General features: G+C 64.2%; 24 protein-coding genes. 18 read left to right on the top strand and 6 right to left on the bottom strand.

All coding sequences use genetic code 11. From position 1 onward, the window contains the following. The first annotated feature begins 1 nt into the window (after position 1). The 7 genes from urtC (at position 2) to QZ471_RS20410 (ending at position 6,601) form a co-directional block, all read left to right on the top strand. Positions 2–1,168, top strand: coding sequence for an urea ABC transporter permease subunit UrtC (gene urtC, locus QZ471_RS20440; protein ID WP_295467252.1), 1,167 nt, complete (start codon positions 2–4; stop codon positions 1,166–1,168). After that, on the top strand, positions 1,165–1,929 hold the full coding sequence (gene urtD, locus QZ471_RS20435; protein ID WP_295467250.1) for an urea ABC transporter ATP-binding protein UrtD: 765 nt from the start codon (positions 1,165–1,167) through the stop codon (positions 1,927–1,929). The genes urtC and urtD overlap by 4 nt, the downstream gene beginning before the upstream one ends. Before the next feature lie 43 nt (positions 1,930–1,972). Continuing rightward, on the top strand, positions 1,973–2,662 hold the full coding sequence (gene urtE, locus QZ471_RS20430) for an urea ABC transporter ATP-binding subunit UrtE (protein WP_295467248.1): 690 nt from the start codon (positions 1,973–1,975) through the stop codon (positions 2,660–2,662). Between the two features lie 184 nt (positions 2,663–2,846). Next, positions 2,847–4,076 carry a formamidase gene (gene fmdA, locus QZ471_RS20425; RefSeq protein ID WP_295467246.1) on the top strand — a complete coding sequence of 410 codons (1,230 nt, stop codon included), beginning with the start codon at positions 2,847–2,849 and terminating at the stop codon, positions 4,074–4,076. Positions 4,077–4,124: 48 nt separating this feature from the next. Further along, positions 4,125–4,472 (top strand): zinc ribbon domain-containing protein, encoded by a 348-nt coding sequence (locus QZ471_RS20420; protein WP_295467244.1) that lies wholly within the window; start codon positions 4,125–4,127, stop codon positions 4,470–4,472. Between the two features lie 33 nt (positions 4,473–4,505). Further along, positions 4,506–5,549, top strand: coding sequence for an aliphatic amidase (locus QZ471_RS20415; RefSeq protein WP_295467242.1), 1,044 nt, complete (start codon positions 4,506–4,508; stop codon positions 5,547–5,549). Between the two features lie 20 nt (positions 5,550–5,569). Next, positions 5,570–6,601: an AAA family ATPase gene (locus QZ471_RS20410; RefSeq protein WP_295467240.1), complete on the top strand. Its 1,032-nt coding sequence runs from the start codon at positions 5,570–5,572 to the stop codon at positions 6,599–6,601. Positions 6,602–6,682: 81 nt separating this feature from the next. Here QZ471_RS20410 and QZ471_RS20405 read toward each other — a convergent pair whose 3' ends face one another. The 3 genes from QZ471_RS20405 to QZ471_RS20395 are packed head-to-tail and all read right to left on the bottom strand — an operon-like array spanning position 6,683 to position 9,960. Then, complete coding sequence (locus QZ471_RS20405) at positions 6,683–7,597, bottom strand: 2-hydroxyacid dehydrogenase (RefSeq protein WP_295467238.1); 915 nt, start codon at positions 7,595–7,597, stop codon at positions 6,683–6,685. Positions 7,598–7,631: 34 nt separating this feature from the next. Next, a complete protein-coding gene (locus QZ471_RS20400) occupies positions 7,632–8,411 on the bottom strand; it encodes an enoyl-CoA hydratase-related protein (protein WP_295467235.1) in 780 nt (259 codons plus the stop codon). 28 nt (positions 8,412–8,439) lie between these two features. Beyond that, the gene (locus QZ471_RS20395) at positions 8,440–9,960 is read right to left on the bottom strand and encodes a 3-hydroxyacyl-CoA dehydrogenase (RefSeq protein WP_295467233.1); all 1,521 of its coding nucleotides are present in this window, start codon (positions 9,958–9,960) and stop codon (positions 8,440–8,442) included. 192 nt (positions 9,961–10,152) lie between these two features. Here QZ471_RS20395 and QZ471_RS20390 point away from each other — a divergent pair, with 192 nt between their 5' ends. From QZ471_RS20390 to QZ471_RS20360, 7 genes are all read left to right on the top strand, one after another. Continuing rightward, positions 10,153–10,911, top strand: coding sequence for a GntR family transcriptional regulator (locus tag QZ471_RS20390; RefSeq protein WP_295467231.1), 759 nt, complete (start codon positions 10,153–10,155; stop codon positions 10,909–10,911). Beyond that, a complete protein-coding gene (locus tag QZ471_RS20385) occupies positions 10,911–11,534 on the top strand; it encodes a glutathione S-transferase family protein (RefSeq protein WP_295467229.1) in 624 nt (207 codons plus the stop codon). The genes QZ471_RS20390 and QZ471_RS20385 overlap by 1 nt, the downstream gene beginning before the upstream one ends. A 93-nt stretch (positions 11,535–11,627) precedes the next feature. Continuing rightward, the gene (locus QZ471_RS20380) at positions 11,628–12,299 is read left to right on the top strand and encodes a glutathione S-transferase N-terminal domain-containing protein (protein WP_295467227.1); all 672 of its coding nucleotides are present in this window, start codon (positions 11,628–11,630) and stop codon (positions 12,297–12,299) included. A 20-nt stretch (positions 12,300–12,319) separates the two neighbouring features. Next, positions 12,320–13,531: a CaiB/BaiF CoA-transferase family protein gene (locus QZ471_RS20375; protein ID WP_295467225.1), complete on the top strand. Its 1,212-nt coding sequence runs from the start codon at positions 12,320–12,322 to the stop codon at positions 13,529–13,531. 3 nt (positions 13,532–13,534) lie between these two features. Beyond that, the gene (locus QZ471_RS20370) at positions 13,535–14,176 is read left to right on the top strand and encodes a carboxymuconolactone decarboxylase family protein (protein ID WP_295467223.1); all 642 of its coding nucleotides are present in this window, start codon (positions 13,535–13,537) and stop codon (positions 14,174–14,176) included. Then, positions 14,176–15,060 (top strand): amidohydrolase family protein, encoded by an 885-nt coding sequence (locus tag QZ471_RS20365; RefSeq protein WP_295467221.1) that lies wholly within the window; start codon positions 14,176–14,178, stop codon positions 15,058–15,060. Before QZ471_RS20370 ends, QZ471_RS20365 begins: the two co-directional genes overlap by 1 nt. Before the next feature lie 2 nt (positions 15,061–15,062). Then, positions 15,063–15,827, top strand: a complete 765-nt coding sequence (locus QZ471_RS20360) for an enoyl-CoA hydratase-related protein (RefSeq protein WP_295467219.1) — start codon at positions 15,063–15,065, stop codon at positions 15,825–15,827. 123 nt (positions 15,828–15,950) lie between these two features. Here QZ471_RS20360 and QZ471_RS20355 read toward each other — a convergent pair whose 3' ends face one another. Both QZ471_RS20355 and QZ471_RS20350 read right to left on the bottom strand, forming a co-directional pair. After that, positions 15,951–16,802, bottom strand: coding sequence for an alpha/beta hydrolase (locus tag QZ471_RS20355; protein ID WP_295467217.1), 852 nt, complete (start codon positions 16,800–16,802; stop codon positions 15,951–15,953). Positions 16,803–16,869: 67 nt separating this feature from the next. After that, positions 16,870–18,141 carry an OprD family outer membrane porin gene (locus tag QZ471_RS20350; RefSeq protein ID WP_295467215.1) on the bottom strand — a complete coding sequence of 424 codons (1,272 nt, stop codon included), beginning with the start codon at positions 18,139–18,141 and terminating at the stop codon, positions 16,870–16,872. Between the two features lie 235 nt (positions 18,142–18,376). Between QZ471_RS20350 and QZ471_RS20345 the strand changes: the two genes are divergently transcribed. The 4 genes from QZ471_RS20345 to QZ471_RS20330 are packed head-to-tail and all read left to right on the top strand — an operon-like array spanning position 18,377 to position 22,477. Next, positions 18,377–19,720 carry an MFS transporter gene (locus QZ471_RS20345; protein WP_295467213.1) on the top strand — a complete coding sequence of 448 codons (1,344 nt, stop codon included), beginning with the start codon at positions 18,377–18,379 and terminating at the stop codon, positions 19,718–19,720. A gap of 29 nt (positions 19,721–19,749) precedes the next feature. Continuing rightward, the gene (gene pcaF / locus QZ471_RS20340) at positions 19,750–20,994 is read left to right on the top strand and encodes a 3-oxoadipyl-CoA thiolase (RefSeq protein WP_295467211.1); all 1,245 of its coding nucleotides are present in this window, start codon (positions 19,750–19,752) and stop codon (positions 20,992–20,994) included. A gap of 2 nt (positions 20,995–20,996) precedes the next feature. After that, complete coding sequence (locus tag QZ471_RS20335) at positions 20,997–21,869, top strand: fumarate hydratase (RefSeq protein WP_295467209.1); 873 nt, start codon at positions 20,997–20,999, stop codon at positions 21,867–21,869. Between the two features lie 11 nt (positions 21,870–21,880). Next, positions 21,881–22,477 carry a fumarate hydratase C-terminal domain-containing protein gene (locus QZ471_RS20330; RefSeq protein ID WP_295467207.1) on the top strand — a complete coding sequence of 199 codons (597 nt, stop codon included), beginning with the start codon at positions 21,881–21,883 and terminating at the stop codon, positions 22,475–22,477. Between the two features lie 41 nt (positions 22,478–22,518). Here QZ471_RS20330 and QZ471_RS20325 read toward each other — a convergent pair whose 3' ends face one another. Next, entirely contained in the window at positions 22,519–25,020 is a 2,502-nt protein-coding gene (locus QZ471_RS20325) for an AAA family ATPase (RefSeq protein ID WP_295467205.1), read from the bottom strand. Positions 25,021–25,136 lie beyond the last annotated feature (116 nt).

Here is a 25,136-nt window from a genome sequence, read left to right as displayed (position 1 = left end):
GATGAACAAGGCAATCGACAACCTGCTCGGCGGCCGCCAGGGCGCCCTCGGCCTACTGGTGCTGGCCGCGCTGATCCTGGTGGTATTCCCGCTGGCGCTGGACACCTTCCGCCTCAATCTGGTCGGCAAGTACCTGACCTACGCCTTCGTCGCCGTCGGCCTGGTGCTGTGCTGGGGCTATGGCGGCATCCTCAGCCTCGGCCAGGGCATCTTCTTCGGCCTCGGCGGCTATTGCATGGCGATGTTCCTCAAGCTGGAGGCCTCGGACCCGGCGAGCACCAAGATCCAGTCCACCCCCGGCATTCCCGACTTCATGGACTGGAACCAGATCACCGAACTGCCGTGGATCTGGCAGCCGTTCCACAGTTTCGGCTTCACCCTGGTGGCGGTGATCGCGGTGCCGGTCCTGCTTGCTTTCGTCATCGGCCTGGCCATGTTCAAGCGGCGGGTCGGGGATGTCTATTTCTCCATCGTCACCCAGGCCATCGCTGCCATCCTCAGCATCCTTATCATCGGCCAGCAGGGCCTCACCGGCGGGGTCAACGGCATCACCGATCTGAAGACGGTACTGGGCTGGGATATCCGCCCGGACAGCGCCAAGGTCACTCTCTACTTCGTCAACGCTGCGCTGCTGTTCGCCTGCATCCTGCTCGCCCGCTTCGTGCTGGCCTCCAAGCTCGGTCGGCTGCTGGTGGCCATGCGCGACAAAGAAGAGCGGGTGCGCTTCTCCGGCTACGACGTGGCCAGCTTCAAGATCTTTGTGTTCTGCGTCGCCGCGGCCTTCTCGGCGGTGGGCGGGGCCATGTTCGCCCTGCAGGTGGGCTTCATGTCGCCGTCCTTCGTCGGCATCGTGCCCTCCATCGAGATGGTCATCTTCGCCGCCGTCGGTGGGCGCCTGTCGCTGCTCGGCGCGGTGTACGGCACCCTGCTGGTGAATTTCGGCAAGACTTACTTCTCCGAGTCCTTCCCCGAACTCTGGTTGTACCTGATGGGCGGGCTGTTCATCGCCGTCGTCCTCTACTTCCCCAACGGCCTCGCCGGCCTGTGGAAGAGCCATGGCCTGCCCCTGATTGCCCGCCTTAGACGCCAGCCGGCCCGTGCCGTCGCCGCACCGGCACCGGCCAAGCCCACCCCCGTCAAACCGGCCCCGCTGGAGACCACGCCATGAACACCAGTCCGATTGGTTTCCAGCTGGCCAAGCCGGTATTGGCCATCGAGGGCCTGACCGTCTCCTTCGACGGCTTCAAGGCGGTGAACGACCTCAACCTCTATGTCGATCGCAACGAGGTGCACGTGGTGATCGGCCCCAACGGCGCCGGCAAGACCACGGTGCTCGACCTGATCTGCGGCAAGACCCGCGCCACCGCCGGCAGCATCGAATTCAACGGCCGCGAGCTGACGAAAATGAAGGAGTTCGACATCGTTCGCGCCGGCGTCGGCCGCAAATTCCAGAATCCCTCGATCTACGAGAACCTCACGGTGTTCGAGAACCTGGAGATGTCCTATCCCGAGGGCCGCAAGGTGTTCGGCGCGCTGTTCTTCAAGCGCAGCGCGGCGGTGGTCGCGCGGGTGGAAGAGGTGGCCGGGCAGATCTTTCTCGCCGACCTGCTGCACCAGCAGGCCGACCTGCTCTCCCACGGCCAGAAGCAGTGGCTGGAGATCGGCATGCTGCTGATGCAGGACCCGGAACTCTTGATGCTCGACGAACCGGTGGCGGGCATGAGCGTGTCCGAGCGGGCCCAGACCGCCGAGCTGCTCAACCGCATCAGCCAGGGCCGCTCGGTGCTGGTCATCGAACACGACATGGAATTCGTCAAGAGCATCGCCCACAAGGTCACGGTGCTGCACCAGGGCAAGGTACTGGCCGAAGGCAGCATGGAGGCGGTGCAGAGCGATCCCAAGGTTATCGAGGTGTACCTGGGACACTGATCCTCTTTTTCCATCCAAGCAGCCGATCACGGAGATCCCGGCCATGTTCACCATCCAGAACCTCGTCTCCGGCTACGGCCAGAGCCGCATCCTCCACGAACTCAGCCTGGACGTGGCGAAACAGGAAATCGTTGCCGTCATGGGGCGCAACGGCATGGGCAAGAGCACCTTCTTCCGTAGCCTCATGGGCATCCTGCCGAGTTGGAGCGGCAGCGTGGCGGTGGACGGCCAGGACGTCTCCAAACTGGAGACCCACCAGCGCGTCGAACGCGGCATCGCCTACGTACCCCAGGGGCGGATGATCTTTTCCCACATGACGGTGCTGGAGAACATCCAGACCGGCCTGCCGGCCTCGGCGAAGGGCAGGGTGCCGGACGATCTCTATGCGCTGTTCCCGGTGTTGCACGAGATGCGCCAGCGCAAGGGCGGCAACCTCTCCGGCGGCCAGCAGCAACAGCTGGCCATCGCCCGCGCCCTGGCCACCAATCCCAAGGTGCTGCTGCTGGACGAGCCGACCGAGGGCATCCAGCCATCGATCATCAAGGACATCGCCCGCACCCTGAAGGAGATCCGCACGATGCGGGACCTGACCATCGTGGTATCCGAGCAGGTGCTGTCCTTCACCCTCGACATCGCCGACCGCTTCCTGGTGATCGAGAAGGGCCGCTTCGTGGTGGAGGAGACCCGCGACAGGGTGGATGAGGCGACCATCAGCCGTTACCTGTCGGTCTGAGGTCACGCTTCCCACGGCCGCCCCGCACACGCTGGGCGGCCGTTTCTGCACGTCTAAAAAGAGGCTACAAGCCGCGCCACGCCTGGGCTAAAGGCATACGTCATCCAACGTATTTGCAGGGCCGGTGGCAGCCCCGAGACTGGCTCGGAACCCTCCCGCCACCGGCACAGCAAGGAGCTGCGCGATGACCGATACCCTGATCAAGGTCGACCTCACCCAGGCCGCCACCGAGAACGAGAACGTCCACAACCGCTGGCACCCGGACATCCCCATGGCCTGCTGGGTCAAGCCGGGTGACGACTTCATCCTCGAGACCTACGACTGGACCGGTGGCGCCATCAAGAACGACGACGACGCCAGCGACGTGCGCGATGTCGACCTGTCCACCGTGCACTACCTGTCCGGGCCGGTGGGGGTGCAGGGCGCCGAGCCGGGCGATCTGCTGGTGGTGGACCTGCTCGACATCGGCGCCAAGGCCGATTCGCTGTGGGGCTTCAACGGCTTCTTCTCCAAGCAGAACGGCGGCGGCTTCCTCACCGACTACTTTCCCTCGGCGCAGAAATCCATCTGGGACTTCGAGGGCCTGTTCACCAAGAGCCGGCACATCCCGGGCGTGCGCTTCGCCGGGCTGATCCACCCCGGGCTGATCGGCTGCCTGCCGGACCCCAAGTTGCTGGCCAACTGGAATGCCCGCGAGCAGGAGCTGATCGACAGCAACCCGACCCGGGTACCGCCGCTGGCCAATCCGCCGTTCGCCGCCACCGCGCACCTGGGCAAGCTCACCGGCGCGGCCCGGGATGCCGCCGCCGCGACCGGTGCCCGCACCGTGCCGCCGCGCGAGCATGGCGGCAACTGCGATATCAAGGACCTGTCGCGGGGCTCGAAGATCTTCTTCCCGGTCTACGTGGCAGGCGCCGGGCTCTCGGTGGGTGACCTGCACTTCAGCCAGGGCGATGGCGAGATCACCTTCTGCGGCGCCATCGAGATGGCCGGCTGGGTGCACATGAAGGTCGAGCTGATCAAGGGCGGCATGGCCAAGTACGGCATCAAGAATCCCATCTTCAAGCCCAGCCCCATCGTGCCCACCTACAACAACTTCCTGATTTTCGAAGGCATCTCGGTGGACGATGCCGGCAAGCAGCACTACCTGGACGTCAACCTGGCCTACCAGCAGGCCTGCCTCAATGCCATCGAGTACCTGAAGAAATTCGGCTACAGCGGCGCCCAGGGCTATTCGCTGCTGGGTTCGGCGCCGGTGCAGGGGCATATCAGCGGCGTGGTCGACATCCCCAACGCCTGCGCCACCCTCTGGCTGCCGACCGACATCTTCGAATTCGACATCAACCCCAGCGCCGCCGGCCCGACCCGCTACCTGGACGGCAGCATCGACATGCCCATCGCCTACGACAAATGAGCCGCCCGGGCGCGGCCCTCCGCCGTGCCCAGCCGCCAGGAGCCCGCCATGCCCATCTACGAATATGACTGCCCGCACTGCGGTGACTTCACCCTGCTGCGGCCCATGGCCCAGCGCGACGATCCCTGCAGCTGTCCCGACTGTGCGACGCCGAGCCCGCGGGTGATCCTCAGCGCGCCGGGCCTGGCGACCTTGGCCGGCGGCCAGCGCCGCGCCCACGAAACCAACGAGCGCGCGCGCCACGCACCCCAGTCGCTGGAGGAATACAAAGCCAAGCGCAGCCATGGCGCCGGTTGCAGTTGCTGCGCGCCGAGCAAACCGGTGGCGCGCAGCAAGGCCAATCCCCATGGGCTGAAGACCAGTCAGTCCAACCGGCCCTGGATGATCAGTCACTGATCCCCGGCTCATCCCTTTCCAAGGAGCAACCCGATGCGCCATGGCGATATCTCCAGCAGCCCCGACACCGTCGGCGTGGCTGTCGTCAATTACCGGATGCCGCGTCTGCACAGCAAGGCCGAAGTCCTGGATAACGCCCGCCAGATCGCCGCGATGATCAAGGGCATGAAGCTCGGCCTGCCGGGCATGGACCTGGTGGTGTTCCCCGAGTACAGCACCATGGGGATCATGTACGACCGCGACGAGATGATGGCCACCGCCGCGACCATCCCCGGCGAGGAGACGGCGATCTTCGCCGCCGCCTGCCGCGAGGCCAGGACCTGGGGCATCTTTTCCCTCACCGGCGAGCGCCATGAGGAGCATCCGCACAAGGCCCCGTACAACACCCTGGTGCTGATCAACGACCAGGGCGAGATCGTGCAGAAGTACCGCAAGTGCATTCCCTGGTGCCCCATCGAGGGCTGGTATCCCGGCGACCGCACCTACGTCAGCGAGGGTCCCAAGGGCCTGAAGATCAGCCTGATCATCTGCGACGACGGCAACTACCCGGAGATCTGGCGCGACTGCGCGATGAAGGGCGCCGAGTTGATCGTGCGCTGCCAGGGCTACATGTACCCGGCGAAGGAGCAGCAGGTGCTGATGGCCAAGACCATGGCCTGGGCCAACAACTGCTACGTGGCGGTGGCCAACGCCACCGGCTTCGACGGGGTGTACAGCTACTTCGGCCATTCGGCGCTGATCGGGTTCGATGGCCGCACCCTGGGGGAGTGCGGCGAGGAGGAGATGGGCATCCAGTACGCCCAGCTGTCGGTCTCGCAGATCCGCGACGCCCGTGCCAACGACCAGTCGCAGAACCACCTGTTCAAGTTGCTGCACCGCGGCTACACCGGCGTCTACAACTCCGGTGACGGCGACAAGGGCGTGGCCGACTGTCCTTTCGACTTCTACCGCACCTGGGTATTGGATGCGCAGAAGGCCCAGGCAGACGTCGAGCGGATGACCCGTTCCACCCTCGGCGTGGCGGACTGCCCGGTGGGCGAACTGCCCCATCCCGGTCAGGAACGGCAACTGGGCTGAGTCGGCAGGGAGGAGGGCGCATGCCATTCGTCAACGACCTGCTGGAGCACAATCGCGGCCAACTGGCTCGCGAGGGCCAGGCGCCACTGCCCTCGCGCTTCCTCTTCGAGCCGGCAGCGGTCATGGCGCTACTGCGCGCGCGCATCCTCGGCCAGGACGCCGTGCTCGACCAGGTGGAAGCCCTGCTCAAGGTGGTCAAGGCCGATATCGGCGACCCGGAACGGCCGCTCGGCGTCAGCCTGTTCATCGGCCCCACCGGGGTGGGCAAGACCGAGATCGTGCGGCTGCTGGCCCAGGCCATCCATGGCCGCCCGGATGCCCTCTGCCGTATCGACATGAACACCTTGGCCCAGGAACACTACGCCGCGGCCCTAGCCGGGGCACCGCCGGGCTACGTGGGCAGTAAGGAAGGCACCTCCCTGTTCGATGCCGAGGCCATCGCCGGCAGCTATGGTCGCCCCGGCATCGTGCTGTTCGACGAATTGGAAAAGGCCGATCGCCAGGTCATCCGCACCCTGCTGAACGTGCTCGACAGCGGCCAGCTGGTGCTCAGCGCCGGCAGCAAGCGCCTCGACTTCCGCAACAGCCTCATCTTCATGACCAGCAACCTCGGCGCCCGCGCCGTGCAGGCCTACCGCGCCCGCTTCGAGCGCGGCTGGCGGCGCTGGCTGAACCTCTTACCCCAGGACCAGAGCCTTATCCTGGAAGAGAGCCTGCACCAGCACTTCGATCCGGAATTCCTCAACCGCATCGATCGCATCCTGGCCTTCGAACGCCTCGAACACGACTGGCTGCCCGGCCTGCTCGACATCGAATTGACCAAGCTCAACCAGCGCCTGGGCCGCCACGGGCGCAGCCTGGAGCTGGACGAGCGCGCCAGGGCCTTCCTTTGCCAAGGCCACGATCCCCGCTTCGGTGCTCGCGACCTGGTCAGGCGGCTGCGCCGGCAACTGGAGCCCGCGGTGGCGGACTGTCTGTTGGCGCAACCCGCGGTCTGCCGCCTGCAGGCCGTGGCGGGAGAGGCGGGCATGATCGTTCGGGCGCTCGACTGAGCGAACGGCAACCCCGCCGTTCGAGCGACTCCGCGCCCATAGCCGTAGGGCTAACCGATCCAAAGCGTCGTCGCCCTACTGCTATGAGCGGGGCTGAGCGCGCTCGGCAAAATAGGCCTCTGCCCGGCGTCTCAAGAGTTCGGCCATGTCCGCGCGGGTTTCCAGGGTTACCGCGGCAGCATGGGGTGACAGCAGAACGTTATCGAGTCTCAGCAGCCGCGGATCGACCTCGGGTTCACTGGCGAAGACATCCAGGGCGGCGAAGCCCAGCAGGCCGCCCTGGAGTGCCACGATGAGGTCCTCTTCATTGACCACGCTGCCGCGCGACACATTGATCAGCGTGCCTTGCGCTCCCAGCTTCGCCAGGACGGCCTGGTCGACCAGCCCCTGGGTCTGGGGCGTCGCGGGGCAACAGAGGATGAGGGTGTCGCTCCAGCTGGCCAGCTCCAACAGGCTGTCGACATAGCGATAGGGCGCATCCGTCTTGCGCCGGGGCGTGTGATAGGCCACCTGGGTACCCAGCGCCTCGCAGCGGCTAGCCACCAGGCTGCCGATACGCCCCAGGCCGAGGATGCCGACGCGGCTGCCGGTCACCCGCCGCGTCGGGGCGTTGCGCTGGTTCGACCAGGCGCCGCTGCGCACGAAGCGGTCGCCTTGCGCCAACCTGCGTTTCGCCGCATAGAGCAGGGCGATGGCGAAGTCGGCGGTGTCCTGCGTCACGGCATCGGGCGTGTGATAGATCTCGATGCCGCGCCGCTCGGCGGCGGCCAGGTCGATCCGGTCCAGACCGGCACCGTTGCACAGCACGAGCCTGAGCCGCGGCAACAGCCGCATGGCGCCTTCGCTCAAGCCGAGCATGCTGGTGGTCACCGCCACTTCGAATGCCTGGCTCTCCGTGATTTCTTCCAGCGGCTGCAGGTGAAAGCGATCCTGCAGGGCGATGCTCAGGGCGTCCGGCAAGGGGCCCAGGGTGACCAGCGTGTTGGGATTGAGCATGACGCCTCCGGTGGCGCGCGACGAGGGGGAACGTTCAGCGACCCTGATAGCGCGGCGGGCGCTTTTCCAGGAAGGCGCGCATGCCTTCCTTCTGATCCTGGCTGTCGAACAGCTGGATGAAGGTACTGCGCTCCAGCTTGAGCATGCTGTGCAGCGGGGCGTCTTCGCCGGTAGCCAGCAATTCCTTGATCGCCGCGACGGCCAGCGGGGGTTGCTGGGCGATCCGCCGGGCGAGGGAGCATGCCCGCTCCAGGGCCTGGCCTTCCTCGCACAGGGTGGACACAAGGCCGGCGGCGAAGGCCTCTTCCGCGCCTATGGGCTCGCCGGTCAGGGTGAGCAGCGCGGTGCGGTACTTGCCGAGGGTGCGCAGCAATCGCTGGGTACCGCCGGCGCCAGGCATGATGCCCACGTTGATTTCTGGTTGGCCGAAACGCGCCGTCCGGGCCGCGACGATGATGTCGCAGGCCAGGGCCAATTCGCAGCCGCCGCCCAGGGCATAGCCTTCGATGGCGGCCAGCACGGGCTTGCGGCAGCCATCGACCACCTCGAACAGGCGCCCGGTGCGCAGGGCGTGGTGCTGGCTGGGGGTCAGATCCAGCATTTCGGCGATGTCGGTGCCGGCGACGAAATAGCCACCGGCCCCGGTGAGCACGATGGCGTGCACGGCGGGATCGGCGTCCAGTCTGGCCAGGGTATCGGCCAGGCGGTTCTTGATGTCCAGATTCAGCGCGTTGCGGCGTTCCGGACGATCGAGGGTGACGACGGCGTAGCCATCGGGATGGAGGTCGTGGCGGACGGGTACGGCAGTGGTCATGACGGGGTTCTCTGGAGTGGGCAAGCTTTTAGTGGGCATGCCAGCGGGTATCGCTGAGCGCCTTGCGACGCAGCAGGCTGCTCGCCCGATAGCGGCCGTCGGGGTAGGCACGCGCCAGGTTGTCCAGCACGGTGACCACCGCGGCATTGCCGAAGGTGTCGGCCCAGGCCAGCGGGCCTAGGGGGTAGTTCACCCCCAGTTGCATGGCCCTATCGACCTCCTCGGCGCTGGCGACGCCGTGGCAGACCACCTCGGCCGCCTCGTTGGCCAGCATGCAGAGGGTGCGCGTCACCAGCAGGCCGGGGACATCGTCGATCACCACCACCTGCTTGCCGAGCGCCTGGAAGAAGCCAATGACCGGCGCCAACTGCGCCTCGCTGCAACCGTCGGCATGGGCCAGTACCACCAGGGACGCGCGCTCCAGATCCGTCCAGGTGTCGAACAGCACCAGCGGCGCGCCCGCCCGCTCCGCGGCCAGGGCGGTGGCGCTGCGCCCCAGCGAGGGGCGCAGCACTACCTCGTCGAGCAGCAGCTGACCGTCGCCGGCTTGGACGTCGATCTCGATAGCGGCGGTGGCGGCCAGGCGACAGAGCGTCTCGGCACCCGGAAAGTCGCCCTGGCGGACCACTCGGCGCGGCGGCGGGCAGGCAGTCGCGAGGGGCACCTGCCGTTCCGCCGCGTCCGCCGCGTAGGTATAGAAACCACGACCGATCTTGCGCCCCAGCCAGCCGGCCTCGACCAGCGCCTGCTGGATCAGCGAGGGCCGATAGCGAGGGTCCTGGAAGAAGGCATCATAGAGGCTGCGCGTCACGGCGAAATTGGTGTCGTGGCCGATCAGGTCCATCAGTTCCAGCGGCCCCATGCGAAACCCCCCGGCATCGCGCAGGGCCGCGTCGAGGGTAGCGGGTGCGGCGGCGCCTTCCTGCAGGGCGAGCAGCGCCTCGGCATAGAAGGGGCGGGCGACGCGGTTGACGATGAAGCCCGGCGTCGAGCGGCAAAACACCGGCTGCTTGCCCCAGGCCCTGGCCAGGTCGGCCACGCGCTGGAGAATCTCCGGGGCCGTGGCTTCGCCGCGGACCACCTCCACGAGCGCCAGCACCGTGGCTGGATTGAAGAAATGCATGCCGACTACCCGTTCCGGGTGCGCCAGGGAGGCGGCCAGCGCGGTGATGGAGATGGACGAGGTATTGCTGGCGAGCACGGCGTCCGGCGCGACCAGCGCTTCCAATTGGGCGAACAGTGCCTGCTTGATCGGCAGGCTCTCGACGATGGCTTCGATCACCAGCCCGCAGGAGGCCAGGGCCGCCACGTCGTGGGCGAGCTGCAGGCGCTGGCGACAGGCCTCACGCCCGGCCGCCTCGAGTTCGCCGCGGCGCACCCACCGGTCAAGGCTGGCCTCGACCGCCGTGCGCGCCTGTTCCAGGGCGGACGCGCGGGTGTCGTACAGCCAGACGGAATGACCGGCGCGCAGGGCCAGGGCGACGATGCCCAGGCCCATGGTGCCGGCGCCGACGACGCCGATCGGCATTCCTGAAAGATCAAGGTTCATGACGGGTGCGCCTCTGTGGGAAAGGAAGAGAGCCGCACTCTAGGGGGTTACGCTTTAAAAAGTCAATAACATGACCTTATGGTTTATATCCGTACTGGCCTGTCCCTAAGGTCAATTAAGCAATCATTAGGCTTTATGCAATACTCTGGTCCATCAGCTACAACCACGGACGCGTCTAGCGCGCGAGAGACCATGACAGAGACAGAGTTGCTGGCCGGTCGGCCAGGTGTGGATTTCAGCAAGAGTGGCGTGGCGCGCTACATCCAGTTGGCGACCTTGTTCCGGCGCCGGATCGAGCAGGGGCTGTGGCCGGTAGGGGAGCAGATCCCGACGGTGGACGAGCTGGCCAGCGAGTGCTGCGTGGCGCGGGCGACCGTCCGCCAGGCGCTGGGGCTGCTCGAAGACGACGGACTCATCCGGCGCTACCGGGCCAAGGGTACCTTCGTCATCCAGCAGCCCCAGGACCAGCTCTGGTGCGAAGTCCCGACCGACTGGTCCGGTCTGCTGCTGTCACCCTCCGGCGCCTCTATCGAGGTCCTGTCCTTCGACGTCGAGGCCCAGCCGATCAACGTCCAGCACGAGATCGGCGAGCGGGTGGCCCAATATCGGCGCTGGCGCCGGCGGCACCTGCGCAACGGACGCCCCTATTACGTGGGTGACGCCTACATCGACGCGCGCCTGGCTGCGCAGATTCCCGAGGACATCCTCGCAACCCATACCACCTTGCGGATTCTCAAGGACCTACCAGGACTCACCCTGACCGAGGTGCACCAGACCATCACCGTCGGCACCGCCGATCTCGCCACCGCCGAGGCGCTGGATATCCCGCTCAATGCGCCGGTCGCCTACTGTTACCGCAGCGCCATCGACGACGAGGGGCGGCTGGTGTTCGTCGGTGACGGCGTCTATCGCGGCGACGTGGTGCGCCTGGATGTGAAGGTGAAAATCTGATGAGCGACCTCGTCCTGCATTGGTCGCCACTGTCGCCCTTCGTGCGCAAGGTCATGTGCCTGGTGCACGAGCTGGGGCTCACGCCGCGCGTGAGCTGCGTGCGCACCAGGGTCGCACGGCAGGAGCCGAATCTGGCGCTGATGGCGCTCAATCCGCTGATCCGTATTCCCACCCTGGAATTGGCCGATGGCACGGCGCTGTACGATTCGGTGGTGATCTGCGAGTACCTCGACAGCCTGGTCTCGGACGCCACCCTGTATCCGGCCGCCGGTCCGGCGCGGTGGCAGGCACTGCGCTGGCAGGCGCTCGGTGATGGCCTCTGCGACACCCTGATCCTCTGGCGTCATGAGCGCGACCGCCCGCCGGAGCAACGGCAGGAGGCGATGCTGCGCGCCTCGGCGCTCAAGGTGGAGGCCAGTCTCGCGCTGCTCGAACGAGAGCTCGAGGCCCTGGATGGCGCCGCCTTCGGCATCGGTCATATCGCCATCGGCTGCGCCCTGGGCTACCTGGCGGTGCGATTCGCCGACCTGAACTGGCAAGCCGACTGGCCAGGACTGGCGCAATGGCACGCGGCTTTCGAGTCGCGGCCCGCCAGCCACGCGACCGCGCCACCCAGCGCCTGACGCGGGCGAGAAAAACCACGCACGGGGGATGACAAGGGGCTCAGGGGTGTGTCTATACTGAAAAGGTCATAAAGTTAGCTGATAGGCTTAAAAGTGTCCTTTACCTCTTCCGTACCCCTTGAGGCTCGCCTGGTCCTGCACTGGTCCCCACGCTCGCCCTTTGTCCGCAAGGTGATGATCGTCCTGCACGAAACCGGGCTGCTCGCCGAGGTGGATTGCCTGCGCAGCGTGGTCGGCATGAGCCAGCCCAACGAAACGGTCATGCAGGACAACCCCCTCAACAAGATCCCTACGTTGCTGCTGCCCGATGGCACCGCCTTGTTCGATTCGCGGGTCATCTGCGAGTACCTCGACGGTCTGCACGACGGCGAACGCTTGCTGCCCCGGGAGCGGGACGCCTACTTCCAGGCGCTCACCTGGCAGGCGCTCGGCGACGGCTTTCTCGATCTGCTGCTGCTCTGGCGCAACTGGTATCTGGACCGGGGACTGGCCTATGACCAGGCCGAGGACCCCTATCTCGCGACCTTCGCCCTGAAGACGCAACGCATCCTGGCGGCGCTGGAGGCCCAGGCCGAGCGCCTGGCAGCGACGCCCTTCGGCTTGGGCCACATCGCCATCGGCTGTGCCCTCGGCCAGCTCGACTTCCGTTGGTCCTTTCTCGACTGGCGAGCCCGCTACCCGCGCCTGGCGCAGTGGTACGCGACCTTTCAACAGCGCCCGTCTGTCATCGCGACCCAGATTCGCGACGACCAGGCACCCACCTGAACGCTCACGGAGTCAATCCCATGGCTGGACCTCTTTCCCATGTACGCGTCCTCGATCTCAGCCGCATCATGGCCGGCCCCTGGGCCGGGCAGGTGCTCGCCGATCTCGGCGCCGACGTCATCAAGGTCGAACGCCCCGCGGTGGGTGACGACACCCGCACCTGGGGCCCACCCTTCCTCAAGGATCGCGAAGGCACGGCGACCCGCGAGGCGGGCTACTACCTGGCGGTCAACCGCGGCAAGCGCTCGGTGACCATCGACCTGGCCGATCCGGCCGGACAGGCCATCGTCCGGGAACTGGCGGCGCAGTCGGACATCGTCCTGGAAAACTTCAAGGCCGGCACCCTGAGTCGCTATGGCCTGGGCTACGACGATCTGCTGGCGGTCAAACCCGATCTCATCTATTGCTCCATCACCGGCTTCGGCCAGACCGGCCCCAAGCGCGATCACGCCGCCTACGACTTCATGATCCAGGCCATGGGCGGGCTGATGAGCGTGACCGGCGAACGCGACGACCTGCCGGGTGGCGGTCCGCAGAAGGTCGGCATTCCCATCGTCGACATCATGACCGGCATGTACGCCAGCGTCGCGGTCTTGGCGGCCCTGGCGCATCGCGAACGGACCGGGGAGGGCGAGTACATCGACCTGGCCATGCTCGATGTGCAGACCGCCGTGCTGGCCAACCAGGCGATGAACTTCCTGGTGTCCGGCAAGGTGCCCCAGCGAGCCGGCAACCGGCATCCGAACATCCAGCCGCAGGACGTCTTCAAGTGCGCCGACGGCCATATCGTCCTGGCGGTGGGCAACGACGGCCAGTTCCGCCGCTTCTGCGGGGTCATCGGCCGGCCGGAGCTAGCGGACGATGAACGCTACGCCACCAACCAGGCGCGGGTGAACAACCTGCCGGTCTTGCTGGAACTGATCGCAGCTCGTCTCGTGGAACAGCCGATGCAGACCTGGCTCTCCGCGCTGGAGCAGGAACAGGTGCCGTGCGGGCCGATCAACACCGTGCCCATGGTCTTCGCCGACGAGCAGGTCAAGGCCCGCGCCATGCTGCGCGAGCTGGAGCATCCCCTGGCGGGTAGCGTGCCCCAGGTGGTCAGCCCGATCCGCCTGCGCAATGCACCGCTGGTCTTCGATCGTGCGCCGCCGCTGCTCGGTCAGCACACGGAGGAAGTCTTCCGGGAGCTGGGCATCGCGACGTCCCGCGCCACCGCCGTCACCCAGGAGTGAAAGATGGCCCGAATTCCGTTGTTCGATCCGCAGCACATGACCACCGCCCAGGCCGAGGTCTACAACGCCGTGATTCGCGGTCCCCGCGGGCGACTGGTGGGGCCGCTGCGCGCCGCCATGCACAACCCGGTGCTGGCTGACCGCTGGCAGCGCCTGGGTGAGGTGCTGCGCTACGACTGCGTACTGCCCAAGCGGCTGACCGAGCTGGCCATCCTGGTGACCGCGCGCCGCTGGAACAGCCAGCTCGAATGGCATATCCATGCCGGCGACGCGGCCGCCGCCGGGCTGGACGCAGCCATCGTCCAGGCCATCGCCAACGGGGCGGCGCCCGCGTTCGCCGACCTCGACGAAGCGGACGTCTATGCGTTCGCCCGACAGCTGCAGGGCCACGGCGACGTGGAAGAGGCGCTGTACGAGCGCCTGCACCAGCGCTGGGGGACCGTCGGCATCGTCGAGCTCTCGTCGGTCATCGGCTACTACACCCTGGTGGCCATGACGCTCAATGTGCATCGGATCCCCTTGCCGGAGGGCATCGAAGCGCCGCTCGCGGTATCCACGCCGGCGGACGCCGGCCTGCCACGGCTGGGAGAGCTTTCGCCAGGACGGCTCGTCGCCCGTCACCCGCACGCCCAGGGGGAGCGCTGATGGATACCATAGCGCCGCGTCTGCCACGCCCCACGGCCCGCACGGTACCGCCGGGTGCCTGCGATGTGCATACCCATGTGTTCGGGCCCCTCGACAGCTATCCCACCGGGCCGGCCACCTACGCCATTCCCCTGGCTCCGCCCGCGGTGTATCGGCAGATGCTGGACGCCGTCGGGCTAAGCCGCGGCGTACTCATCCAGCCGGCCCCCTATGGCACCGATACCCGGGCGCTGGTCAAGGCGCTCGCGACGCTCGGCGAGCGCGTCCGTGGTATCGCCGTCGCCACGCCGGACATCACCGACGCCGACCTGGACGCCCTGCACGAGGCGGGCGTAAGGGGTCTGCGTTTCATCGAGATGCGCGATCCGAGCACCGGCCAGCCGTACAAGGGCAGCATCGGCGTGGACAGTCTGCGCCAGCTGGCGCCGCGGCTGCGCGAGCGCGGTTGGCACGCGCACATCTGGGCGAAGGCGGCGGATTGCCCGGCGCTCCATGCGCAAATCGTCCCGCTGGGGGTGCCGGTCGTCTTCGATCACATGGGGCAGTTCGACACGGCCGCTGGTGTCCAGGCGCCCGCTTTCCAGGCCTTCCTCGCCCTGCTGGAGCACGAGGATGTCTGGGTCAAGCTGTCGCTTTGCCGGGTGTCACGGCAGGCCCCGGCCTATACCGAGGTCGAGCCCTTCCACCGCGCCCTGGTGGCGCGTCGCCCGGAGCGGCTGTTGTGGGGATCGGATTGGCCCTTCGTGCGCATGGCCGAAGCCTCTCCGGATGTCGGCGAATTGCTGGACGTCTTCCTGGGCTGGGTCGATGACCCGGCCGTGGCCCGGCAGATCCTCGTCGACAACCCCGCGCATCTCTTCGATTTTCCGCCACAGGAGCTTTGACCATGCAGAACCTCACACTCGAGATCGATAACGGCGTCGCCTGGGTGACCCTGGATCGGCCGCCCGTCAACGCCATTACCCTGGCGCACTATCAGGCCATCGGCGAGCTGTTCGACGCACTCGGGGAGAATCCCGCGGTGAACTGTGCGGTATTCACCGCCGCGGGCGAGCGGGCCTTTTGCGCAGGACTGGATCTGCACGAATTCCTCGCCGCCAAGGTAGAAGACGATCCGGCGCGCGCCGCGGTCGTACGCCAGTGCTTCGCCTCGGTCAGACGCTGTCCGATCCCGGTGATCGCCGCGGTCAATGGGCCCGCCCTGGGCGCCGGTACGGTGCTGGCCACGGTCTGCGACATCCGCCTGGCCTCGACCAGGGCGAGCTTCAGCATGCCGGAGATCAACGTCGGCCGGTGTGGCGGTGGCGCGCACCTGGGGCGGCTGATCGGCCAGGGCAATCTGCGCAAGCTGTTCTTCACCGGCCAACCCATAGGGGCTGCCGAAGCCCTGCGGATTGGCCTGGTGGAGGAGGTCGTGGCGCCGGAGGCACTGCGCGCGCGCGCGGAAGAACTCGCCCGCCTGATCGCCAGCAAGAGTCCGCTCGGCCTACGCCTGGGCAAGGCCTCGCTCAACGAGATCGAGGACTTGCCGGTGGAGGAGGGCTACCGCATTGAGCAAGGCTACAGCACTCGGTTGATGGCGACCGAAGACGCACGCGAAGCGACGCGGGCGGTCGTGGAAAAGCGCGCTCCGGTCTTCGTCGGACGCTGAACCCGGACGGGGCCGGCCTGACCTGGCCGGCTCTCAGAACCTGTTCATAATCTGCTGCGCGTCGGCCAAACTGCGTTCAAAACGCCTTGTTTGGCTCTAGCTCGCGAGATTTTGAACAGGCCCTCAGGGGTGCGGCAAGGTCGCTGCCCAGTCGGCGATGGCATCGGCGGTTTCCCGGGGCTTCTCCGCGGGCAGCGCATGGCTGGCCCCTGGAATGACGGTCACGGTGACCCGCTCGCCGAACTCCGCCTGGGTCTCCTGCCGCGAGGCTGCCGGCCGAAAGGGATCGGCCTCCGCCTGCAAGTCCAGGATGGGCGCCGTCCCGCCGCTCCAGTAGCTCGCCCGCGGGGTACGCTCGCGCGCCTGGCGCTGACTGTTCATCACCTCCGGATGCCAGCCGCCAAGCCAGGGGGTCGGATCGTTGCCGGGTGCGAAGAAGGCCAGCCGTAGGGCAGCCAGACGGGTATCGCGCGAGGAGGCGGGATCGTTGAGGGCGGTGACGGCATCGGACAGCGCCCGGGGCCATTGTCGAGCGCCGCCGGCGAGCAGCACGATGCCGCGGACATCGGCGGGATAGTCCGCAGCCAGGGTCTTGGCGATCCATTGGCCATAGGCGTGCCCGGCGATGATGGCCGGTCCGCCCTCGGCGCGAACGACCCGCTGGAAGTCAGCGGCGAAGTCATGGAAGGACACCTCGTGCAAGGGCCCGATAGAGCCGCCGATGCCGCGTGGTTCGGGCAGGGCGACGCGATAGCCGCGCGCCGCCAGGCGGTCGGCCACTGGCGCCAGTTCCGCGCTGGCGCGGCCGGTCGAGGCGAGCAACAGGATCAGCGGCCCGGCGCCGCGCACGGAGTAGGCGATGGTCACGTCGCCCTGGGTTACCTGGCGCTGCTGCGCCTCGCTGGTAGCCCAGGCGGGCGCCGCCAGGGCACCACCGAGCAGCAGGCCGCCCAGAATCTTCTTCATGCTGGACATCAGTACTTTCCTTCAGGCTGGAGCGGCGCCGGCCTTGCCGCCGGCGCCACGGAGTGAGAGGCGAGGATCAGAGGGCGAAGCGGTATTCCACGATCACCCGATCCTGGTCACTGCCGCGGGCGTAGTTGCTGCGCATCACGCCGTGGCGCCAGCGCACGCCCAGACCCTTGAGGCTGCCCTGGGGAACGGTGTAACCGAGGTCGGTATCGAGTTCGCGTTCGCGGCCTTCGCCGGCGAAGCCGACCACCTCGGCGTTGTCCCCTTTGGTGTAGCGCACGCTGAACAGGAGGCCGGGCAGGCCGACGGCGGAGAAGTCGTAGTCGTAGCGCGCCAGCCAGGAGCGCTCCTGCTCCTTGGTGAAATTGGCGATCATCATCTCGGTCAGCAGATAGGTGGCCGTGCCATCGAGGAAGGGGAAGGCGCCTTCGCCATCCACCTGTTGATAGCCCACCTGCAGGGTATGCCCGCGCCATTCGTAGCCGAACTGGCCGCCGTAGACGCGATTATCGATGCGACCCGCTTCGCTGCGTCCGGTATCGCGCGAGTCGAACAGACGAATATCGCTGACGAAACGCCCGGGTCCGGCCGGCAGCTTGCCTTTGAAACCGAGGAATTGCTGGCGATAGACGTCGTCCAGCCGTGCCAGGTTGTAGACCAACCCGGCGTTCTGGCCGAGCCGATAGCTGGCGGCGAAGTAATCGAAGTCACCGCCGCTCGTCCGCGGATACTGACCATTGGCATAGGCGATGCTGATGCCTTCGTAGTCGGTCGAGTCCCGCAGCCGCTCCCGGTCCAGCCGCCCCGCCTTGAGCGTCAGGCCGGGCAGCGAGGTATTGGTGATTTCGGTACCGCGAAAATCCTGGGTGAACAGGCGCGTTGCGCTGGGCTGCAAAACCCCCAGATCGGGCATGAGCGTGCCGCTGCGCACCTCGGTATCCCGGTACAGGCGCAGCTTGGCGGTCAAGGCCAGCTTGCTGTATTCGTCCTGGGCTTCGCGTGCATAGGCGGGGCCGCCAGGCTGACTCTGGGCATCGCGCGGCAGGAGTCCCGAGCCGCTACGTTCGGGGCTGGAATCCAGCTTGAAGCCGGTCATCAGGGCCGCTTCCAGACCGAAGCCCAGCACGCCTGGCGTATAGCCCGACTGGAAGCGAAAGGTCAGTCCCTGTGCGGCTTCCTCGACGCGATTCTGGCCCGGCCCATCCCGATAGTCGTTCTGGAAGTAGAAGGTGCGGGTATCGATGAAGGTCTTGCTGTCCTTGAAAAAATCAGCGTAGGCGTCGGCCATCACCAACAAGGGTAGGGCGCCAAGCAGGGCTGGCGTAGTCAGGTTGCTTGTCATTGTTGTTGTCCTGGGGGCGGGGGAGAGGCGGCGGTGTTCGGCCGCTCGAAATTGCCCACTCATTACCCGCAAGCCTCGCTTAAAAGTCAATAGGTTATAAAAATGACCTATTGACTTTTAAAGGGCGCCAGCGTCTTATGAAGAGGCGGGCCACCACTGGGTCCGTCGACCTGACCGATGCGCTCAACCCTCTTGGCAAGAGTGCGCGACGATAACAACAACAGGGCCTTCAACGATGATTACAGCGCGCGAAAGTGCCGAGATCCATGTTCCGCTGCGAAACGACGAAGCCTTCGCCCAGCGGACCTTCGCCAAGGTCAAATGGAAGATCCTACCGCTATTGATGATCTGCTACGTCCTGGCACTGGTGGATCGCAATGTCATCGGCTTCGCTCGCCTGGGCTTCATGAGCGACCTGGGCTTTCGCGAGGTGGTCTATGGCATAGGCGCGGGGATCTTCTTCGTCGGCTACATCCTCTTCGAGATCCCGAGCAATCTGATGCTGCAGCGCATCGGTTTTCGCAAGACCGTCCTGCGCATCATGCTGATGTGGGGCCTGGCTTGCGCGTCCTTCTCGATGATGTCGAGCGAGACGATGTTCTACGTCCTGCGGTTCGCGCTGGGCGTCGCCGAGGCGGGATTCTTTCCCGGGGTGCTGCTGTACCTCACCCTCTGGATTCCCCGCGCTCGGCGGGCCAGCGTCACCGCTCTGTTCATGGCCGCCATTCCCATTTCCGGCATGCTCAGCGGGCCCTTGGCCGGCGCCATCATGCAGCACCTGGACGGCCTGTTCGGCCTGAAGAATTGGCAACTGCTGTTCCTGATCGCCGGCTTGCCAGCCTGCGTCATGGGCGTGGTCGCCTACTGCTATCTCGACAACTCGCCGGCCGAGGCGCGTTGGCTGAGCGCTGCCGAGCGGCAGTTGGTCGACGACGAACTCAAGAGCGACGACAGCAGCAACGCCAACGAGCATCACTCGCTATGGGGCGCGCTCAAGGACAAACGGGTCTATGTACTGGCCTTTACCGCGCTGGCGGTGTTCAGCGGGGCCGTGGCCGCTGCCTTCTGGGTTCCCACCATCATCCGTCGTACCGGCGTGACCGACCTGTTCCACATCGGCCTGCTGTCATCCCTGCCGTTCCTGGTGGGCATGATCGCCCAGTACCTGGTGGGCCGGCACTCCGATCGCGTCCTCGAACGCCGCTGGCACGTGGCGATCTGCCTGAGCGTCTCCGCCATCGGCTGGATGCTGTTGTCCATCCTACAACCGGATACCACCCTGTCGGTGATCCTGCTGGTGGTGGCGACCGCCTCGGTGCTGGGGGCGACCGGACCCTTCTGGACCCTGCCAGGCAGCCTGCTCACCGGCAAGGCGGCGGCGGGCAGCATCGCCCTGGTCACCACCCTCGCAGGCGTCGGCGATGTCTTCATGCCGGTCGTCGTCGGCGCGCTCATCGACCTCACCGGCAGCATGGCCGCGTCCCAGGCCGCCTATGGCGTACTGATGCTGGTCGGCGCCGCCATGATCGTGCTCGGCACCCCACCGGAAACCGGCAAGCCCAAGGCATCCACTCACTAGGCCACCCCGCTGCGAAGGAATTCTCGTTCATGCGTGATGTATTTATCTGCGACGCCATCCGTACCCCCATTGGCCGCTACGGCGGCGCGCTGGCCGGGGTACGTGCCGACGACCTGGCCGCCATACCGATCCGCGCCTTGCTGGCGCGCAATCCCGCTGTCGATCCCGCTGCCATCGACGAAGTCTTCCTGGGGTGCGCGAACCAGGCCGGCGAAGACAACCGCAACGTGGCGCGGATGGCCGCGCTCCTGGCCGGGCTCCCCGATTCGGTCCCCGGCGTTACCCTCAACCGGCTCTGCGCCTCGGGCCTGGAAGCCATCGGCAGCGCCTATCGCGCCATCGCCTGCGGCGAAATGGAGCTGGCGATCGCTGGCGGCGTGGAGTCCATGTCGCGAGCGCCTTGGGTCATGGGCAAGGCGGAGTCCGGCTTCGCCCGCACCCAGCAGCTCGAAGACACCACCATCGGCTGGCGCTTCGTCAACCCGCTGATGGCGGAGCGGTATGGCGTGGACAGCATGCCGCAGACCGCGGACAACGTGGCACTGGACTACGAGGTCTCGCGCTCCGACCAGGATGCCTTCGCCTGCCGGAGCCAGGCCCGTGCCGCCGCCGCCCAGGCCAGCGGCTTCTACGCCGAGGAGATCGTGCCGGTGGTGATTCAGAGCCGTAAGGGGCAGACGGTCGTCGCCCAGGACGAGCACCCGCGTCCCGACACCACCCTGGAGACCTTGGGCAGGCTCAAGCCGGTCAACGGCGCCGGCAATAGCGTGACCGCCGGCAACGCCTCGGGGGTCAACGACGGCGCCGCAGCGCTATTCCTCGCCAGTGCCGAGGCCGCGCAGCGCCAGGGACTCAGGCCGCGGGCCCGGATCCTGGGCATGGCCAGCGCCGGTGTCGCGCCGCGGGTCATGGGCATCGGCCCGGTGCCGGCGGTGCGCAAGCTATTGGCTCGGCTCGCGCTGGACATCACCGCCTTCGACGTCATCGAACTCAACGAGGCCTTCGCCAGCCAGAGCCTCGCCGTGGTGCGAGCCCTGGGCCTGGCGGACGATGCCCCACAGCTCAATCCCCAGGGGGGCGCCATCGCCCTGGGCCATCCGCTCGGTATGAGCGGCGCGCGCCTGGTCCTGACCGCCGTGCATGCACTGGAAAGATCCGGCGGCCGGCTGGGGCTGGCGACCCTGTGCGTCGGCGTGGGTCAGGGCCTGGCGCTGGCATTGGAACGGCTCGACGCCCCATCCACCCCCCAAGATGCAACTCAGCTGTCGAGGTAGCCATGGGTACGATTTCTTCCACGCTGTTGCGCCAGGTGACAGCCGAACTGTACGAGCGCTCGCTCAAGAAGATTCCCGAAGACACCAAGGCGGCGTTGGCGAGTGCCAGTGCCGTGGAGCGCAATGCTACCGCCAGGGAAACCCTCGGCGTGATGATCGCCAGTGCTCGCGCCGCCGAAGAGGAAAACCACTTCGTCTGCTCGGATTCGGGGGTGCCGGTGTACTTCGTGAAGGTCGGCACCCGCGTCAACTTCGATGGTCCGGTCAAGCAGGCCATCGTCGATGGCTTCGCCGATTTGGTCGCCAGCATCCAGCCACCGATGCTGCAGCACGTCACCCATCCGCTGACGCTGGAGCGGGGCTATGCCGGCAAGGACATGCCGATCACCACGTTCGAATTGCTCGACGATGCCGATTACATCGAGATCACCTGTTCACCCAAGGCGCTCGGTTCGGGCCGCTGGGCGGCGCTGGAAATCTTCACCTTTCCCACGCTGGACGTCATCGAACGCTACGTGATGGACGTGGTGCTCAAGGCCGGCCCCCAGCATTGCCCACCAGTGGTGGTAGGGGTGGGCATCGGCGGCACCTTCGACTACGCGACCAAGCTCGCCAAGCAGGGCATCCTCAGACCCATCGGCAGCCAGAATCCCGAGCCGATCCTGGCCGAGATGGAAGGGCGGCTGTTCAAGGCGATCAATGCCACGGGGTTCGGCCCCATGGGGACCGGTGGCGACGCCACCACCATGGCGGTGCACATCGACTACGCCGCCGGTCACGGCTTCACCCCGGTCGCTGTCTGCTTCAACTGCTGGATCAACCGACGGCGCTCCGCACGGATTCATCCGGATGGCCGTGTCGACTATTTCGAGTGAGAACGACGAGCATGAAACGACTGACAGCGCCCTTCGATGAAGCCCAGGTTCGCGCGCTCCAGGCTGGCGATCTGGTAACGGTCGACGGCGAAGTGATCATCACCGCCGGGCTGCCGACCCACCAGCGGCTGCTCGAGTGCCTGGAAAGCGGTACGCCACCGCCTTTGGATCTACACGGCCAGGCCTTCTTCCATCTCGGCGGTTACAGCCAAGGGGAGGGCGGTGCCTTCGAAATGCTCTACATCAATCCCACCACCAGCACCCGCTTCAATCCCTATATGCCCCGTCTCATCGAGGGTTTCGGCCTACGCCTGGTGGGCGGCAAAGGCGGCCTGGACGAACACAGCGTACGCGCCATGCAACGCGTGGGCTGCGTCTACCTGTCATTTCTAGGCGGTGGCTGCACCTTGCTGTCGCGCGCCATCGAAGCCGTAATCCAGGTTGGCTGGTCCGAGATGCTGACCCATTACCGCCTATCGAAGATCCGGGTGCACGGGCTCGGTCCCGCCGTGGTGGCCATCGACGCCCATGGCAGGAGCCTGTACGCGGAAACCGCTGCGCAGGCTGAGGGCAATGTCGCTGCCGTATTGGCCGGTTTGGCGCGCTGAATGGCCCTACGTAAAAAGAGATAGGGCTTTAGTAGTACTTATTACCCGTCATGTGGAACTTTTGGAGGACCATAAATCCCCTTATCAATTTTTGCTATAAGTCCCTTCCCATATGACGTAGAAAGAGCTTGCGCTATTTTTGTTTGCCATGAGGCTCCACCTATAAGCTTTAAGTCTTCGTAGCGGCTATATAGCTCTTCTGCAAGCTTTCTATGTGAAATGGTCTTTCCCGGCTTTAGTAGTAGGGCTCTTGATTGGACAAATGCAAGCGCAGAACGGTAAAAATACTTGCCAGGTGGCAAGGCTAATAAATCTAAATTGAACTGCGTTACCCGTTGCTCGGAGTACAGCCTGGCCCCCATTGCGGCCAAGGGGAGAGGCAGTACCTGTAGCTCGACTCTATCGAGAGATACTTGAGGGCCGAGAGCTTTATAAACTAGTTGATCCAACATGGATACGGTAGAAACCACATTGCTTTCTAAAGTAAAACTCTGTGAGCGAGCGAGACAATTGCCGCTCTTGCAAAAGCTGCATTCCTCTGAGTGAATATGGTGCGGCGTGCATTCTTTGCAATCATCACAATAAAAAATACTGTAGAGCATTCTGCTTACATATGGCTCCCCTTTATCATCATCTTTTAGTATTAGGCTAATTTTTCGGCGAGCATCACCACTCCATAGATACACTTTCCATGGCCAATTCTGCACTAAATAATCGGCCCATAATTCGTGCGAGCTACCCTCTGAAGGTGTATGTACAAGCCAACTTGCCCAAGATTTCGACCAGTATAGGTCGACTGTATGTAGGTCGTATCTTGTCACGTCATTCTTGCGAAGTATAATATTTGTGGTGAGGGAGTTGTTGTATGCTCGACTTATTTCTTGCGCATTAGCGTCGTCCTTGGCAAGGATTTTTTGAAATGCACCCTCAATCTTCCGCGTGAGGGTTTCGATCATATAGATTGCTATGCAGAGAGTGGTTGCCCTGGAATAGGCGCAAAACAGCTCGGGGTCGCTCATTCCATCACAGCCAAGTATGATCACCACAGGGGATTCTAAGCCTCTATAGCGGCTGACCAGCGCATGCTTTACTCCTAAGGTGCTAATAAGATTTTTAAGATGATCGGACGGCTCAAGCCGAGTGAGAATCAATATATCTTCTGTTGTCATGCCTCTTGAGCACAACTCATCAATCTGCAGAGTGATATCGCTTGCCCAGTCGTAAGTCAGTATCTCTCTTAGAGTGTCGTCCTCTTCGGGTCGCGGAATGTGTAGTTGGTAGGCGCAGTCCTTGGCTTCAATTAGCCGATTTGTCACCTGTCTTGGCATTCTAATGACCGAAGTCAAGTAGTAAGGTGAATCGGTGCCTACTTCATGGCACAATCCTAATAGTTCTGTTGTGTTTTTTTCAAACGAAAATACTTGCGATTCGTCAGCAAAAAAAACAGCGGGCTTATCGCCCAGCCAGTCAAGTAGAGTTTTATGCCAAGAAATGTTAAAAGCTTGCGCCTCATCGACTACTATTGCATCGTATGCTTTTAAAAGACCTTTTTTTATAGCTTGGGCAAGGTCTTCACAGCATTTATTTTGAAACCACTCCTGTGGCTCTATTTTTTCATCTGCGGCTACACCAAGCTTCTTCTTTGCTTGATGGCAGAATGTGTGCCAGGTCGATACCGTACATTTTCCCGCATCTTTTAGATGAATCTTGATATTTTCTGCCAGCAAAGAATTAAATGTAAGAAATAGGACGTTTTTTCCTTCGCTTGAAAATCTTCTAGCGACCTCTATTCCAATGATTGTTTTTCCTGTGCCCGGCCAGCCTGTTATTACCGTTTTTTTCTTGTTAAGAGCTCTTTCAACAGCCGAGGCTTGCTCTTTAGTTAGTCGTAACCACATGTGATTATCGAATAATATTCTTGCTCCCCATGTCAAGGCTCCATCGTACTGTGGGCACAATGCTGAAAGGATAGCATTTGCTTTCTCCCTCCCTAGGGGAGGATTGCCAAGCGCAGCCTTCCAGTATTTCATGATGTCGACAACTCTGGATGATAGGGCGCCCATCTCATCATGGTGTACAAAGATCTTGGAAGGCAGTGGTGTACTGCGGTCAGTTAAAGCTGGACCTAAGTCGCTTTCTCCAAAACTACTGTCCGGGAAAACGAACCCGTATCCTATTCTTATCCGTAAATTCTCATCACAGCCGAGCCATCTCGCTAGGCCGTGAGAGTTTTTCCGGGTCTGCATAACCGGATTGGATACTCTTTGAGATCGCACATGTACAAAAATTGATCCCTCAACACGGTAGGCGCCACTTTTAATTTCGAGAGCAAGTACGCCGAGGCTTTCATGAATGATAAGAAAGTCGATTTCTCCAGTGGGGGCGAAACTGGAGTCAATTTTTTTAATTGCAGAACAGAGCCATGGGAGGCTATGAATGACCGTATACTCTTCAGGTAAGCCATCTCTCAGCAAGGAAAAGACTGTACGTTCACCAAAGCTGTTTGTGTCAATAGCACCTTGACTAGGTATCATCTTTGCCATTTTCAATACCCAAAACCTGCCCATCGCTCAGGCTAAATAAGAGAGATTTATTCTAAGGGTTCTATCTGATTCTATCGAAGCATGGGGCCACCTCATTAACAAAAGCTTTTGCCGAT

It is taken from the genome of uncultured Pseudomonas sp. (genome assembly GCF_913774235.1).
Classification (GTDB): Bacteria; Pseudomonadota; Gammaproteobacteria; order Pseudomonadales; family Pseudomonadaceae; genus Chryseomonas.
Note: the sequence above shows the minus strand (reverse complement) of the source record. Positions and strands in the feature narration are given on the sequence as shown.